The organism is Nostoc sp. (assembly GCF_036918245.1).
Classification (GTDB): Bacteria; Cyanobacteriota; Cyanobacteriia; order Cyanobacteriales; family Nostocaceae; genus Nostoc.
Window position 1 is genome coordinate 248,874 of record NZ_JBALEF010000094.1, and the last position, 14,762, is coordinate 263,635.

Here is a 14,762-nt window from a genome sequence, read left to right on the forward strand (position 1 = left end):
TTTGACATAAATTGTACAGTAACTAATTATGTGTCGTCGCTGAGAGATTAATGTAGTTGTGACAAGTTATTCTCATCTTTCTGAAAAGCAACAATTTATGGAGCTTAGATAGATTTGAACCCCTATTATTACGCTTTTGAATTCAAAAAGCTCTTTTTAAATGAAAAAGGAGTATATTTTGGCTGAATTTCTACAGAGCCAGGACATTTTGCTTCGGCTATGGGTTGAATTTCACTTTGGACAATCTCCCGCATATCCCCTAACTTAGGCAAAACGATACTGCTAGCTTTGTAGGTTTGTGCGTTAGCGTTCGCGGAGCGTCTCGTAGAGAAGCTCGCCGAAGGCATCGCAATAATTTCTTTAGCCAATATATTGATGTACTAACCTCTATCGGCAAAGATTTTGCCAAACAGACCACTGAGGAAATCAGGAACTGGTTTACGGTCATCAATATTACCAGTTGTGAGAGTAACATTTAAGAGTTGACCAAGCTCATTGACGACTTATTATGTTGCTTGAACCCAAAAAACCAATCTACAGAAGTCTTTCCACCAAAGGCTAAACCTTTAAACAATGCCAGATTGATTTTAAGTTTCTTCAACGGGAATAACCTGCTGCTTGATTTCGTCGTGTTTCACTTCCAATGTGGACTCTTTGGAGAAAACCAAAGGCGTATTGGGGGCGACAATACCACCTGATACAACTATTTTAAAGGCGTCTTCAATCGACATGGAGAGGTTCACCACCTCGTCTTCAGGAACGACTGCGTACCATCCGGTAGTCGGATTTGGGGTGGTGGGGATAAAGACACTTAGCACGGGGCGAGACATCTGGGCTTGGATATCACTGCTGATTGCACCAGTAACAAAAGCGATCGCCCAAATTCCTCGGCGAGGATACTCTACCAAAATTACCCGACGAAACTTGCCATTAGAATCTTTTAGTATTGTTTCTAAAAGCTGTTTGAGAGTTTTGTATACCTGTCCTGCTAAAGGAATTGCCTGTAATAATCGCTCACCAAAATCTAACAACCACCGCCCAGCTATATTCCGAGCCATCAAGCCCATTAGCAATATACTTAGTAGGGGTACAGCTAACCCTACTAAAAAATTAAGTATATTTACTAAAACCGGGTTTAACCCATCAAAGGGATTCAATTGTTTGGGAATTTGGGTGAGGAAGTTGATTACCCAAGTTGCAATGGTAATTGTCAGCCAGATAGTGGTTGCTAGGGGAATTATTACCAACAAACCAGCAATCAGGTCGTTTTTTAAGTCCTGTTTTAGACGCTCGATTACCAAGCCCCGATTCTCCTGTTTTAAGCTAGAGGAACTTTTGTTATTCGTATCCATACCAGCAGATTCGTCAAATTCCGAAGGCTTTAACTTTGGCAGATTCTGCCGCAAGTAACTGTCTAAAATGCTAGCAAGTTGCCTGCTGCTGGAAATCAGCTATTTTCCTATAAGCATACACATAGACATTAACCAATCCGATGGTGACTGGTTATTCTTAGAGGATGTTACTTTTATTTATAAGACTTGTAAATGATTGTTGCAAGTTCTTAGATATTATTAATCTACCGCGCTGAATCAAAAGCTGCTCATGATTGTGAAAGTCCTACAGGGTAAACTAATAAATTATTTTATCTGGTCAATCACTCACTTTTGAGCAAGGGTGGCTTTTATGAAAATGTTCTGTTAAAAATATTAATTTGTTAGGGATTTCCAAGAAATAAATTATCCATCTTGTGGGGTGAGTATTCTGCCTGCCCTGAATATAGAAGAGATGGGGACACCCGTTCCGTTAGAGAATTTGGGATGTTTTTTATTTGGAAGTCTTTTTTATCTAGTCTTGAATTATGAAAAACAAGATCCCTGACAACTTTTACGAAGTCAGGGATCTGTGTAGCACATCTGTGCGCCCTATGATTTTGCGATCGCTATACAGGAAATCCTTATAATCTCCACCTCTCTTCACGCCGCATCAACCTGTGTAGTTTCAGAATCCGCGCACTGCACCTGTTGTGTACTCTCTTGTACCAAAATTGCTGTTGTATCTAAATTAGGTTTTGGTAGATACTTCATTTCCCACACTTTGAGCAAAATCAGGTATTCGTAGAATGCCTGCAATGTACACCAAGCGACTCCGGCGCGTCCATCTAAACATCCGCCTAAGAAAAAATACATATATACAAACCGTAGCAACGGTCTGGCGGGCAAACGTAAAGACAAATCTTTCAAGGCACGCCGTCTTTCTACTTCCGATTTGCCAAAGAATAAATCTTGCCAGTTAACCTTACCCTGTTCTACTTGATACAGTGTTTCTTGCGCCTCATCCGTAGAATAACGGTTGTGCTTGTCAATCCAGCGGCTCAAACCTTTGCTACAAGTATAGTGTGGGTATGTTTCTTTTAAAAAGCTAGTTGCACCCTCACAAACTTCACGCTCAGTATGACCGTAGTCTGTAAACCACACTTTCCCGTGGCGGAAGAGTCGCATTTGGTAACGGGGATACTGTGTGCTGTAGCGAATCCAACGATTCATGAACATGACGCGTTCAGCCACGTAGTAACCGATGTAATCTGGGTTCTGACTTGCCTTTTCGCATTCCGCAAACAGTTCTGGTGTCATGCGCTCGTCAGCTTCGAGAATGTAAACCCATTGATGCTTTGGGGGGATAGACTCTAACATCCAGGTGCGTTGGCGTCCGTGGCTTTCAAAAGCGTGTTGGACAACACGGATGGGATAGCGACTGGCGATTTCCACAGTGCGATCGCTACTGCATGAATCCACAACAATGATGTCATCTGATAACATTGCTGATTCGATACAAGCAGCAATATCTAGTTCTTCGTTATATGTCAGTATGTAAATTGAGAACATTACTCAAGTTTTATAGCGATTTTACTCAGTGATAATTGCCTTTTTATGGTTATTAGCTATTAGGCACATGGCAGTATAATCCGTAAATAATTTTTGGATACGTCCTACTGCCATGCCAATAGTGGATTAGCGTGCGGCAGCTCTAGGTTTACCACCTTGTACAGCACCCCTGCCTCTTAAGCCTGTCCAGCCGATGATAATGTAACCAATGGACAATAGCAAACTGCTAATACCAATCCGCAGTCCAGACTTCCAAGCAGTATCTTTAGCTTGTTGCAGTGCTTCGTCTCGGCGCTGGCGAAGTTGGCTCAGTTGTTGAGTTTGCAGCGTTTGAATATCTGTTTGTTGTTCGATAGCTTTGTCAAGTAATTGGGGATTTGTTTTAGCCTTCTTGAGTAACTCTTTTATATTTGCGGGAATTTGAGGGCTTTCAATTGCTTGCTTATATTTTTGGTCATCTTTGAGGATTTCACTAAACTGAGCTTTGGTTTGGTTTCGCAACTGGTCTAGTTGCGCTTTTCCTTGCTCAGTATTCAGTTGTGCTTGCAATTGCGATAACCGAGTGTTCAGTTGAGTTTCTGCCTGATCTGCTTCTTGGGTGATTCGGTTGAGTGTTTGAGCCTTGGCTTGATTGACGTTATTTAGGTGCAGGGGAAAAATCAGCAAGAACATCAACCCTAAAATACTGGAGATAATCGCGGCGGGAAATCTTAAATCGATACCTTGGGGGCGATCGCTTGCTGCATCAGCATTCTCAATCCAATAGGCAGCAAATAGAAGCCCCAAACCGACTAGAGGAACAATTCCTCGATCAACGAGCGCTGTTCCCAAATTGATTTGCCACACCCGATCGGTGGGTTGAAAGGGTAACAACAGAATCAAAAAGTCAACGAAAAAGGACAAAATGCAGATTATTCCAACTACCTTAAGTGTGAGAGCAGTACTCACGGAAGTAAAACGGTTAACCATAGTTTTTCAAACTGGTGGTGAATACGAGTGATTTTCATATTTCAAGCTACTTGAATATTGTGCCCATGACTATGACTATTGTGTAAAAACACAAAGCAGATTCAATATTGCTAAAGGCTATCTGCCTCTTGGTTTTCAACTAGGCCACAGTAACATTTGTTATCTACAGTGTCTTCAGGAAATTCCTGGTATTTTAAGATACGAAGTTCATGCGGGGTTAGAGAAACTGACTCATTAATTACCCAATCTCCCTGATTGCAGTTCTCAATCGGTCGTAATACAGACCTTTTGTAGGGCATCACAGATGTGCATCGGTGTCAACTTAAATCGAAATCTTTCCAATCAGGCTGTATCGACTTATCGCCCGATTTGAGCAAGGAAGCAATTATTACTGAGAGCAGATGCTACTCGAAGCAATTGAATTTATACTTGGGCGGTATTTTTGCGAATATCTCGCTTGCTATACTTACAGTAGTTTTCTTTTGCATGAAGTACAAAGCTACGGGTTTTGAGGCAGGAGGTAGAAACTCTTTATATTTGATGCGTGAGTCCTGCATTTTGTACCTCAGTTACTTACAAACTCCTGTATTTATACTCTTTTTTGCTAATTCCTAAAAAAAATGAGCAAATCGGAAATAATAACTAACAATCAGGTGTGAACTTTACTGGAATCAGTTCGTCGATGATTTTTGTTAGCAAAGAGAGTGAATTTGAAGGAGTCAGACTCTGAAAGGCTTTGAATTCAAAGGTGTTGAAAAACTTATTGGCCCAATAGCCGCGCTTCTCGGCTTTGTGTATTTGTTGCAATGGTATATTGGAGACTTGCGATCGCCTTCCGATCCCATCTTTGAAAATAAACAGCCGCCTTTGGTGATGAAACAAGGCGACCCTTATATCCGCGCTTTAATGCGAACCATCTCGGCAAGTGAAGCTAGTGGAAACCGTCCCTATTCGCTGTTATACGGTGGACAGCAAGTCAACGACCTTAGCCGACATCCTGAGATATGCGTCACAATTATCACAGGCCCCAACACAGGTAATTGTTCTACCGCTGCTGGCAGATATCAAATTATCAACATTACTTGGTATCGTTTAGCCCCTCGTTATCACCCAAAGCCGATGCGGATGATGTTTTGGACTGCTTATAGTTTTGAAGCAGAATATCAAGATGTAGTAGTTTACCGTTGGTTAAATGATTCTAAAGTTTGGGGAATTAATATTTCTCAACTGTTGCGTCAAGGAAAGTTAAATGATGTTTTGCGGCGACTCTCTCCCACTTGGACAAGTTTGGGATATGGCATAGAAACTAATTCTGTTAGTAACTCTTTGCCTAAAGTTTATCAGAAAATGTTGCAAGAGGAATTAATCCCAGTGAAGCAACCACCAAAAGTAAACTTAACCCCAACTCCCCAAATTAAGCCATCAGATAAGCAGCTAAAGAAGCAGTAAACTTATTTTACTAATTATTGAAAAACTCTCTAATATTTTGCACTAATTCTACAGTGTTTTCAAAGTGAATATTATGTGCAGTATTACTAATTACTTTTAATTGTGCAATTTTACATATATTAGCTATTTCTGTATTTATATCTTTAAACTTTTCATCCTTCTCACCAGCTAGTAAAAGTAAAGGCGTTGTATTATCTTTGAGTTTTTCCCATAAAGATGGTTGATTACCAGTACCCATAAATTTGAGTGATTTTGTTAATTCAATCAGATGATTTTGCAACCGATTTTCTAGCAACCTTTCAAATTCTGGATGATTTTTGATAGAACCAAAAATGGGCTGACTATACCAATTTGACAGAAAAGCAGCAAAATCAGTTTGAGTAATAGTTCTGCTTAATTTTTTAGCTATCTGAGCATCACGTCTAACTCGTTCTAATCGCTCTGCCTCTGTTGCTAAACCTGGGGAAGCTGATTCTAATACAACTTTAATAAAACGTTCTGGGAAATGTAGAGTTAGGTATAAAGCCAATCTTCCACCCATTGAATAACCAATTAAGTAACATTTATCTATTTTTAATTCATCTAATAAATTAATTATTGCTTGAGCAGTAGGTTCTATTTTATAGTATTCATCGCTTCCTAAAACTTGGGTTTTACCATGTCCTGGTAAATCAAGGATAATATAAGAAAAATCTTCATCTAGTAATTTTATGGCTTCATCAAATTCATTAATATTTCCCATGAAACCGTGTAAAAAAAGAATGATATGTTTGTTTATATTGATATTTAAATAATAGTTAAAATTATATTCTTTTAAAGTCATTTTTAGAGGAGATAGATAAAATTTGATTGAGCGCTTTTTCTTTCTTCTTATTGATAATTACGCGTAGCTTGCCGCCGTAGGCATTGCCTTTTTGCTCCTTGGTAAGATAGGTAATGCCAAAACTCTCCTTCCTAATACACGTGTTGTGTTAATTTTGGCATAAATAACCCTCTGCTTGAGTCAATACACCAAATGTCGCATCTCTACAAAATGTCTTGTCGTGCAAGTTAATTTTTTCTTTTTTTAATTTTTAAGGTAAAAATCGATCTAAAGCAGCTTTTAACTGTTTAATTTCAACGTCAATATTACCCTCTTGTGCAGCTCTACCAATACACTCAGTTAAATGTTCATCCAAAACAATTCGCGCTACCCGATCCAATGCGCCCCGCACTGCGGCAATTTGCAGTAGAACATCTGGACAAGGGGTACTTTGCTGCACCATTGCCTTAATACCACGAACATGTCCTTCTATACGCGATAATCGATTGACAATTCGGCGTAAAGACTCTTCGCTATGGATATGAGGATGAGCCAACTCTCCAGTCCCATGAGGATAATCTGTATGCTCATGGTCTGTATCATGATAGTGGGAATGTTCTGCTTGCTGGGATGTTGGCAAGGATTCCTTACCTAATCGGTTTGATCCATTCATGGGCTATCAAAAGGCTTGTATTACTTAGATCCTAGTTTAGTATTGAACTAACCCAAAATTTCTAGGTGAAGGTGGGCCCCATTCACCCTAACTTTACTACTGACGCTTGGCTCTTTCTTGAGGAATAATCTCCGTTACTACCCTACCGCTAGAACTGCCACCTTTGACAAGAATATTTTCTGTTTGCAGATTACCAACTGCTGTTTCACCCACAAAATTTAATGGTGGGTCAATTTGTCGATAAACAACATTTCCCTGAGCTTCAACTAACTTATTGTCTAAATACCAAGTTAGTGTATTGGCTCTTAGAGACTGGCGACGCTGACCAACGGCGTTAACATTACCTGTTAAATAAACGGTTTTTTGTGGTATTTTCATTTCACCTTGATTAGCTGTCACTGTGACATTTTCGGCACGCTGGAACATTCGCGTAGGTGAGTTTGTGGTGACAGTTTCTGCGTTCATGTTCCAGGTCATAGAGTTACTAGCTATTTGCAGTGGTGGGTCTAGTAATTCTAGTTGAGCATTCTTTTGGACAGTGGCAATTTTTGTTTTTAAGTTGACTTCGGCAGAATTTCCCTTACCGCGATCGCTAATTTTATTATCTTTGTAGCGGTCAATTTCTAGGGGGCGATCGCCAATCAGTTTTTCTTCTTTAATATTCCAGATTAAATGTTCAGTTCTCACTTGCATCTGGGGATCAATAGAATTTGCTACTACTCCTCCAGAAAATTCCATCCGCTGTTCGCGGGTTTTAACTCGTACTTCCTGTGCTACTGCTTGTAGTTGTTTATGAGTGCCATTAATCTTGTTACGAACAATCAACAAATCTTCTTTGGGACGCCATTCTAATTCATTACCTTGCAACACAATCCCATTACTAGGATCTGTGGCAAATATCTTACCTTTTAGAAACAACTGCTTCCCATCTTGTTCAATGTCTGCTACATCTGCCTTGATTTGGTAAACAATTTTACCATCTTGATATAGTTCACCATAAGGACTTTCAGCCTGACCAATTTGTTTTTCTTTGGTGTATTTTGCGGTTTTAGCCCTGACTTTCCAAATTGGTCTTCCCACTTCATCTGCTTGTTCTAGGGTGACATCAAAGAAAGTCAAATTGCTATCTTTATTAGATGAATCCGTAGTATTTTGTTGGGAAGCTGGGGGAGATTTGCCCCCGCAGGCGACTAAACCAAATACCAATAAAAAGGTCAAAGGTAAAACAAGAAAGGAGGGAGTGGAGGAGAAATTTTTAATTTTTCTCTTTCCCCATCTCCCTCTTTTATGAAATTGATACGCCATTATTCTTGGATTTCTAGGTGTCCATCACTAGTTCTGGGGTCTTCCAAAAAACCGATACCAGATAACGGCCGGTATGGATAGCTTTGGCGAGGGGTTTTTTGAATATCTTCTTTGATGGCTTCTAAATCAATGTAGCGATCGCTTACATTAATTAAGCTGTCGCTGGTCATCGAACGCAAGCTCACAACTTCTACCCGCACGCCACGATAGCTGACTGAATTTACTGCATAAGCCAAATCCCCATCACCGCTGACTAAAACTGCGGTATCATAAGAATCTACTAGTGCCATCATGTCTACTGCTATTTCTACATCCAGGTTAGCTTTTTTAGAGCCATCTGGTAGTTGGACTAAATCTTTAGCAATGACTCGATAGCCATTGCGACGCATCCACAGCAGAAACCCCTGTTGCTTCTCGTTTGTCCGGTCTACACCAGTGTAGAAAAAAGAACGCAGTAATCTAGAACCTCCTGTTAATCGACATAATAACTTCGTGTAATCAATTTCAATCCCTAGTTGCAGTGCAGCATAAAATAAATTTGAGCCATCAATAAATATGGCGACCCTACCCCGATTCTCCAAAACTTGTTCTGGCGTAAATATTGAATCATTTTCCAAATTATTCAACATCATTGTGATACCTCAATTTTTATCCCTGTTATTTTTGATACAAATTACCAACTTTTAGATGCTAGTCACAGCGGCTTATGATAATGTTCCGCGGCTAATTTAAATTGAGCCACGATAAATTTTGTGAGAAAATAAAAAATTGAACAAAATCAGAGTTTGATAAGGACTAATCGTTTTTCGGGGGTTCTATTCGCTTAAAAATCGGTTGGGGTGTACCCAACTGTTGTTTGCTCGATAGTAAACCCCATGTAGCATGGGTTGCAAAAGGAGCAGTAACTGAACTTTGTTTTTGATCGTTAAAATTTATTCTGAAGCCTAGCTGCTGATAAATATCGCTACTAATGTTCGGAATAATTGGGGATAGCAGATAAGCTGCTAGTCTAACTGATTCTAGAACTGCGTAGAGAACCTTTTCCACCGACTCCTGCTGTCCCTGTTTATATAATGACCAAGGAGCTTGTTCATCAATAAATTTATTACTGGCTTGCGCCAGTGAAAGGATAGCCTCACAAGCTTGACTGAAGGCTAGCTCCTGATATGCTTGTTTTACCTGTTCCCCTAGACGTAAACCAATGGCTTTCAAAGGATTTTCGTCAGGAATCGCTTCATTGCCTATTGATGGGACATTATTCTCAGCACAGTACTTTTTCACCATACTCAAAGTGCGATTGAGCAAATTACCTAAATCATTTGCCAAATCTGCATTCAGAACATTAATGAACCTAACTTCATTAAAATCTCCATCTTTGCCAAATTCGATTTCCTTAAGGAAGTAATAACGAACGGCATCACTACCATAGCTCTTAACTAATGCCACAGGATCAAGGGTGTTACCCAGACTTTTGCCCATCTTTAGACCATCTTTAGTCAAAAAGCCATGCCCAAATACTCTCTCTGGCAAGGGTAAGCCAGCCGACAACAACATTGCTGGCCAGTAAACTGCATGAAAGCGCAGAATATCTTTACCAATTAGGTGCAGGTTAATCGGCCACCATGTTTCTAAAGCATTTGCTAAAGTCGGTTCTGCATCTGGTTCTAGTAATGCTGTGACATAGCCTAGCAGCGCATCAAACCAGACATAGAGAGTGTGCTTAGGATCAACTGGTACGGGAAAACCCCAATCTAAATTCACTCGTGAAATGGAAAAGTCTTGCAGTCCTTGATTGACAAAGTTGAGAACTTCATTACGCCGACTTTCTGGTTGAATAAAATCCGGTTTAGATTGATAAAATTCTGTCAGCTTAGTTTGATATTTGGATAAGCGGAAAAAATAGTTTTGTTCGTCTCGCCACTCCACTTCTTTGTTAGTATGAATTGGGCAACGGTGTCCTTCTAACAGATCCCGTTCTTCTTTGAATTCTTCGCAGGATACGCAGTACCAGCCTTGTTGTTGTCCTTGGTAGATATCACCAGATTCCCAGACTCGCTCAAAGAATTCTTTAACGATCGCTTCATGACGAGGTGCAGTAGTTCGACTAAAGCGATCGTATTGAATGTCTAATAATTGCCATAAACTCACGAAACTAGGGACAATTTCATCAGAAAACTCTTGTGGTGCTTTGCCTAAACTTTCTGCCGAGCGCTGAATTTTTTGCCCATGTTCATCTGTACCTGTAATTAGTAATACTCGATGCCCTAGTAGCCTCTGAAATCGCGCTACTACATCGGCTGCGATCGTCGTGTAAGCACTGCCGATATGAGGGACATCATTTACATAATATAGGGGTGTGGTCAGCGCAAATGTCTTTTCTTTTTTATTCACTAGATTCATGCAAAATAAAAATTAACTTATTAAAACGTTTTACATCTTACCTTTTTTCGACAAAACCAGGTAATTATACAACATTATTACCATTTTTTCCAATAATATCTTCATACTAGCAAATTTATCAAATCCAAAAATTTTTTTTAATATGCATCAATTAAACTCATTTTTACCTAAAAAATGGAAATAAACTAATCATAATTTTTTTGAATAGTTTATATTAGATATTCTTGTGTTCAAGAATACATAATCAAGAATACAGAAAATCTAGTTGCTTTTGGAGATTAGATATTTCTATCTTAAGACGGTCATGACAATAGTAAAGAAATGTAAAACTAAAATTAAGACAAATTGCCATATTTACCGGAAAATATATTGATTAGGTATGAGTGGAAATAGCCCCCTAGAGATTTCTCGCGCTTTGGTGGCGGCATTCTCAACGCAAATGTTCCGCTATTACGAAGACCGCATTCCCCAGGATGCCAGGGTGGTGGTAGTCAGCAATCATCGCAGCTTTATGGATGCACTGATTTTAATGGCGGCGTTATCGAATCCGATTCGCTTTGCTTGCCATCACTACATGGGACAAGTGCCAGTCATGCGGGAGATTGTCATCGGTCAATTGGGGTGTTTTCCCTTGGAAGAAACTCAAAACCGCCTGCAAAGCTTTTTTTTGCAGTCGCAGGTGCTATTGCAGTCCAAGCAGATGGTGGGAGTATTTCCAGAAGGGACTACACCAATGGTGAAATTTACTCAGCCAAATCAGGTGGGTGAGTTTCAGCGGGGATTTGCCCATTTGGCATTACGAGCGAATGTGCAAGATTTAGCTATTTTGCCGATCGCGATCGCCTCCTTAGAAGAGGTAAACACCAATGGCTTCCCTTTAAGGCTTTTGAGTGTATTCGACCCTTCAGAACCTTTATTTAATCAAAGTGGTTGGCATCCTGTGGTAATTTATCGTCGGGTTGCAGTGTTAATCGGTCGTCCTTATTGGATTACGCCCCAACATCATAAAAAATATCATGGCAAACAAGCCAGAACTGTTGTGGCTGAACTGACAGAACACTGTCACAGCGAAATTAGCAATTTACTGCGTCAAGGTTGCTATTAGAATCAAAAGCACCGAAGCTTTTATAAGTAACCATCAGCAGTTCAAAAGTTTTATATCAATGACCAATGACTATCACAGAAGTTGAGCTAAACCCTTGTTTTCTGACTCCTAAACGAGTACAGCCAGAGTATCCGTTGCTGGTATATTTGCCAGGAATGGATGGAACTGGTCAACTATTGCGATCGCAAACCGCAGGATTAGAAGCTGGCTTTGATGTCCGTTGTTTGGCGCTCCCCCGGAAAGACCTGAACACTTGGGATGTACTCACCAAGAGTGTATTGGACTTGATCGACGCCGAATTAGAAAAAAGCTCTCAGAGGCCAGTTTACTTGTGTGGTGAGTCCTTTGGTGGTTGCTTGGCAATGAAAGTGGCAATCCAAGCACCCCATTTATTTAAGCGAATTATCCTAATTAACCCAGCTTCGTCCTTTCATCTTCGCCCTTGGTTAAGTTGGGCATCCCAGCTAACTTACTTAATTCCCTCAGGATTGTATGATGTTGGGGCACTTGCATTGTTGCCGTTTCTAGCATCTTTGCAACGCATTTCTCGCAGCGATCGCCACGATCTGCTAAAAACTATGCGTTCTGTCCCGGAAAAAACCGTTCTTTGGCGGTTGTCTTTACTGCGAGAGTTTCATGTTGATCAGGAGCAGTTAAGTCGCTTAACTCAACCAGTTTTGTTGATTGCTGGTGCTAGCGATCGCCTTTTGCCTTCTGTAAGTGAAGTCAACCGGATAGCGAACATCCTACCAAATAACAAGATTGTAGTGTTGCCTAATTGTGGACACGCTTGCTTGCTAGAGCAAGATACTAATCTCTATGAAATTCTTAAGGATAACGACTTTTTAGAAAGTAAAGCTGATAAAGGTAGACTTAAAAAGTAAAAAGTGTGCCATACATAAATTCAGAGAGTTCACAACCTTGACTTTACCTTCTTACCAAAGAAGGTAAAGTCAAGGACAGCTAATATCTCGTCACCTTCAAATAATATTTGCGTCCTGAAAAAGCTTAACCACATATTTTTGGAGACTCTCAAATGGTTGCTCTCAAAGAATTCCTCAGCCTAGAATTAGACAAATTGAATGAAGAACAACTCAAACAAGTTAGTGATTTTATTGCCTTCCTCAAATTCCGCAGCAGAAATATTAGCTGGCAAATAGATAAAAATCAAATGGCTGCTCTTTACAGTGAATTTGCACAGGAAGATCGTCAACTAGCTGAGGCAGGATTAGATGAATATGCAGAACTACTTATACAAGAAGATTTGAAATAAGGGTTCAACGAGGTGAAGTATGGCTAGCCAATTTAGACCCTACCAAGGGTTCTGAACAAGGAGGCATAAGACCAGTTATTCTCTTTCAAGATAATATCGCCGCCGAATTATCTACCACTATCATCACCATTCCTTTAACAACAAATTTGCGTCGTGCGTCTTTGCCAACCTGTTTATTAATTCAAAGTAGTGAAGGGGGATTAGAACGGGATTCAGTTGCTCTTTGCCACCAATTGCGGGTAATTGATAAAACAAGATTGCAAAGAAAAGTGGGTGTTTTGACTCCAGAAATACTCACTATTTTAGAAGGCAAAGTGTTGTTGACATTAGGTTATCAGTTGTAAAATTAGAACCTCTGTCATCCATCTTATGTCTATAATTAAGGCTCAGAATAATTCCTATTTACTCTGAAGAATTGTACTTATCGAGAGATGTCAAAGCCCCTCAAACTTCGCTACAACCAAAATAGAGAGGCTTTACAAGATGGTGTCAAGCAATGGCAGACAAACCCCAAGAAATAGAAGTGAATAAATTAGTTAATTCACCCAGAGAAACTTCAGAAGTAAAAATCGAGGCTCAATCATCAGTAGAAAATGAACCGTCTGTATTAGAGTCTTTGATTAAAACTGTTGCTCAGACTGGCAAAGCAATTTTAGACACAGCAATAGGGGTGGGAGAAGCAAGGGCAAAAGAAACACACAAATTAATTGAGCAAACAACTCAAACCAGCGGTCAGGTTGTAAATCACCTCAGCGAAAATTGGCTGATTAGAAAACTATCTGGAGTATTAAATCTCAATTGGCTAATTAGCGATACTAACCTTGTTGATTTGGAACAAGCAGAAGCGGCAGTAAACAAGCTTAAGAAACAGTATCCAAATGAATCACCCAGCCAGCTTGCTCACCGAATCATGGTGGAAAAAGCCACTCAAGCAGCCACAGTTGGACTAGCCACTAGTTTTTTGCCAGGAATAGCAGTGGCATTGTTGGCAATTGATTTAACAGCCACAACAAAATTGCAGTCAGAAATGCTTTATCAAATTGCATCTGTCTACGGGCTAGATTTAAAAGATCCTGCCCGTAAAGGTGAAATTTTAGCAATTTTTGGCTTGGCTTTAGGTGGAGGTCGTTTGTTAAAAGCTGCGGGGTTAGGCTTACTGCGAAATGTGCCCTTAGCGGGTGCAGTGATTGGAGCTAGTTCAAATGCAACGATGATCTATTCATTGGGGTATGCTGCTTGTCGATTTTACGAAACCAAGCTGGATGAATCTACTTCCCTGGCATCGCCACAGACATTAGCAACATTAAAAGCCGAAAGTGAAAAGTATCTAGAAAGTGCGATCGCTCAACAAGCCCTCATGGATCAAATTTTAGTTCACATGATCCTAGCTAGTCATCCAGAAAAGACTTGGCAAGAAATTTTACCAGAATTAAAAGCTTTAAACCTCACTCCGACTTCGTTGGATGCCATTGCCCAAAATATCAAATCGCCCAACCCTTTAAATGTATTGCTCAATCAACTGAATCGTGATTTTGCCATACCCTTGTTGGCTCAATGTTACAAAATTGCCCAGCTTGATAATCAGATTACAACAGTTGAGCAAAAAATAATAGCAGCGATCGCCAGCAAATTTGATATTGACACAAATAAAATTGGGGCATAGGGCATAGGGCATAGGGCATAGGGCATGGGGCAAGAGGTAAAAGAGTAGAGTTCATAGCTTCATTAACGAGGATCAAAGACTCGTTAACGGAGTTCTGAGGTGGATTGACGAGGATTAAAGACTCGTTAACGGAGTTCTGAGGTGGATTGACGAGGATCAAAGACTCGTTAACGGAGTTCTGAGGTGGATTGACGAGGATCAAAGACTCGTTAACGGAGTTCTGAGGTGGATTGACGAGGAT

Annotated in this window: 15 protein-coding genes and 1 pseudogene; 6 read left to right on the forward strand and 10 right to left on the reverse strand. The window is 40.1% G+C overall.

Features of this window, described 5'->3' with window-relative positions:
* Positions 1-128: 128 nt before the first annotated feature.
* From V7L12_RS27610 to hpsJ-B, 5 genes and pseudogenes are all read right to left on the reverse strand, one after another.
* Positions 129-368: a hypothetical protein gene (locus tag V7L12_RS27610; RefSeq protein WP_335089211.1), complete on the reverse strand. Its 240-nt coding sequence runs from the start codon at positions 366-368 to the stop codon at positions 129-131.
* A gap of 15 nt (positions 369-383) precedes the next feature.
* Positions 384-574 (reverse strand): annotated as a pseudogene (locus V7L12_RS33395) (transposase); the annotation flags it as partial.
* 13 nt (positions 575-587) lie between these two features.
* Positions 588-1,352, reverse strand: a complete 765-nt coding sequence (locus tag V7L12_RS27615) for a DUF502 domain-containing protein (RefSeq protein WP_335089213.1) — start codon at positions 1,350-1,352, stop codon at positions 588-590.
* A gap of 621 nt (positions 1,353-1,973) precedes the next feature.
* Entirely contained in the window at positions 1,974-2,882 is a 909-nt protein-coding gene (locus V7L12_RS27620) for a glycosyltransferase family 2 protein (RefSeq protein WP_335089214.1), read from the reverse strand.
* A 126-nt stretch (positions 2,883-3,008) separates the two neighbouring features.
* Positions 3,009-3,851, reverse strand: coding sequence for a hormogonium polysaccharide biosynthesis protein HpsJ (gene hpsJ-B, locus V7L12_RS27625; RefSeq protein WP_335089216.1), 843 nt, complete (start codon positions 3,849-3,851; stop codon positions 3,009-3,011).
* A 792-nt stretch (positions 3,852-4,643) separates the two neighbouring features.
* On the opposite strand from hpsJ-B, the gene V7L12_RS27630 reads away from it, so the two are divergent.
* Positions 4,644-5,300 carry a glycoside hydrolase family 24 protein gene (locus V7L12_RS27630; protein WP_335089217.1) on the forward strand — a complete coding sequence of 219 codons (657 nt, stop codon included), beginning with the start codon at positions 4,644-4,646 and terminating at the stop codon, positions 5,298-5,300.
* A gap of 10 nt (positions 5,301-5,310) precedes the next feature.
* Here V7L12_RS27630 and menH read toward each other — a convergent pair whose 3' ends face one another.
* The 5 genes from menH to metG all read right to left on the reverse strand — a co-directional run bounded on the left by menH (position 5,311) and on the right by metG (position 10,480).
* Positions 5,311-6,123 carry a 2-succinyl-6-hydroxy-2,4-cyclohexadiene-1-carboxylate synthase gene (gene menH / locus V7L12_RS27635; protein ID WP_335089219.1) on the reverse strand — a complete coding sequence of 271 codons (813 nt, stop codon included), beginning with the start codon at positions 6,121-6,123 and terminating at the stop codon, positions 5,311-5,313.
* A 250-nt stretch (positions 6,124-6,373) separates the two neighbouring features.
* Positions 6,374-6,775, reverse strand: coding sequence for a metal-sensitive transcriptional regulator (locus V7L12_RS27640; RefSeq protein WP_335089221.1), 402 nt, complete (start codon positions 6,773-6,775; stop codon positions 6,374-6,376).
* A gap of 96 nt (positions 6,776-6,871) precedes the next feature.
* A complete protein-coding gene (gene lptC, locus V7L12_RS27645; protein ID WP_335089222.1) occupies positions 6,872-8,080 on the reverse strand; it encodes an LPS export ABC transporter periplasmic protein LptC in 1,209 nt (402 codons plus the stop codon).
* Positions 8,080-8,709, reverse strand: a complete 630-nt coding sequence (locus tag V7L12_RS27650; protein WP_094348455.1) for a LabA-like NYN domain-containing protein — start codon at positions 8,707-8,709, stop codon at positions 8,080-8,082. Before V7L12_RS27650 ends, lptC begins: the two co-directional genes overlap by 1 nt.
* A 166-nt stretch (positions 8,710-8,875) precedes the next feature.
* A complete protein-coding gene (metG, locus tag V7L12_RS27655; RefSeq protein ID WP_335089224.1) occupies positions 8,876-10,480 on the reverse strand; it encodes a methionine--tRNA ligase in 1,605 nt (534 codons plus the stop codon).
* A gap of 379 nt (positions 10,481-10,859) precedes the next feature.
* Between metG and V7L12_RS27660 the strand changes: the two genes are divergently transcribed.
* The 5 genes from V7L12_RS27660 (at position 10,860) to V7L12_RS27680 (ending at position 14,521) form a co-directional block, all read left to right on the forward strand.
* Positions 10,860-11,585, forward strand: a complete 726-nt coding sequence (locus tag V7L12_RS27660) for a lysophospholipid acyltransferase family protein (protein WP_335089226.1) — start codon at positions 10,860-10,862, stop codon at positions 11,583-11,585.
* Positions 11,586-11,650: 65 nt separating this feature from the next.
* The gene (locus V7L12_RS27665; protein ID WP_335089228.1) at positions 11,651-12,469 is read left to right on the forward strand and encodes an alpha/beta fold hydrolase; all 819 of its coding nucleotides are present in this window, start codon (positions 11,651-11,653) and stop codon (positions 12,467-12,469) included.
* Between the two features lie 152 nt (positions 12,470-12,621).
* Complete coding sequence (locus V7L12_RS27670) at positions 12,622-12,858, forward strand: hypothetical protein (protein WP_292866362.1); 237 nt, start codon at positions 12,622-12,624, stop codon at positions 12,856-12,858.
* Complete coding sequence (locus V7L12_RS27675; protein ID WP_335089249.1) at positions 12,855-13,202, forward strand: type II toxin-antitoxin system PemK/MazF family toxin; 348 nt, start codon at positions 12,855-12,857, stop codon at positions 13,200-13,202. Before V7L12_RS27670 ends, V7L12_RS27675 begins: the two co-directional genes overlap by 4 nt.
* Before the next feature lie 152 nt (positions 13,203-13,354).
* The gene (locus V7L12_RS27680; protein ID WP_335089231.1) at positions 13,355-14,521 is read left to right on the forward strand and encodes an EcsC family protein; all 1,167 of its coding nucleotides are present in this window, start codon (positions 13,355-13,357) and stop codon (positions 14,519-14,521) included.
* Positions 14,522-14,762: the final 241 nt, after the last annotated feature.

Bases quoted from the DNA above. Each gene is read 5' to 3' on its own strand.
- V7L12_RS27615 (WP_335089213.1), bottom strand. From the start codon at position 1,352: ATGGATACGAATAACAAAAGTTCCTCTAGCTTAAAACAGGAGAATCGG.
- V7L12_RS27620 (WP_335089214.1), bottom strand. From the start codon at position 2,882: ATGTTCTCAATTTACATACTGACATATAACGAAGAACTAGATATTGCT.
- hpsJ-B (WP_335089216.1), bottom strand. From the start codon at position 3,851: ATGGTTAACCGTTTTACTTCCGTGAGTACTGCTCTCACACTTAAGGTA.
- menH (WP_335089219.1), bottom strand. From the start codon at position 6,123: ATGACTTTAAAAGAATATAATTTTAACTATTATTTAAATATCAATATA.
- V7L12_RS27640 (WP_335089221.1), bottom strand. From the start codon at position 6,775: ATGAATGGATCAAACCGATTAGGTAAGGAATCCTTGCCAACATCCCAG.
- lptC (WP_335089222.1), bottom strand. From the start codon at position 8,080: ATGGCGTATCAATTTCATAAAAGAGGGAGATGGGGAAAGAGAAAAATT.
- V7L12_RS27650 (WP_094348455.1), bottom strand. From the start codon at position 8,709: ATGTTGAATAATTTGGAAAATGATTCAATATTTACGCCAGAACAAGTT.
- metG (WP_335089224.1), bottom strand. From the start codon at position 10,480: ATGAATCTAGTGAATAAAAAAGAAAAGACATTTGCGCTGACCACACCC.
- V7L12_RS27660 (WP_335089226.1), top strand. From the start codon at position 10,860: ATGAGTGGAAATAGCCCCCTAGAGATTTCTCGCGCTTTGGTGGCGGCA.
- V7L12_RS27665 (WP_335089228.1), top strand. From the start codon at position 11,651: ATGACTATCACAGAAGTTGAGCTAAACCCTTGTTTTCTGACTCCTAAA.
- V7L12_RS27670 (WP_292866362.1), top strand. From the start codon at position 12,622: ATGGTTGCTCTCAAAGAATTCCTCAGCCTAGAATTAGACAAATTGAAT.
- V7L12_RS27680 (WP_335089231.1), top strand. From the start codon at position 13,355: ATGGCAGACAAACCCCAAGAAATAGAAGTGAATAAATTAGTTAATTCA.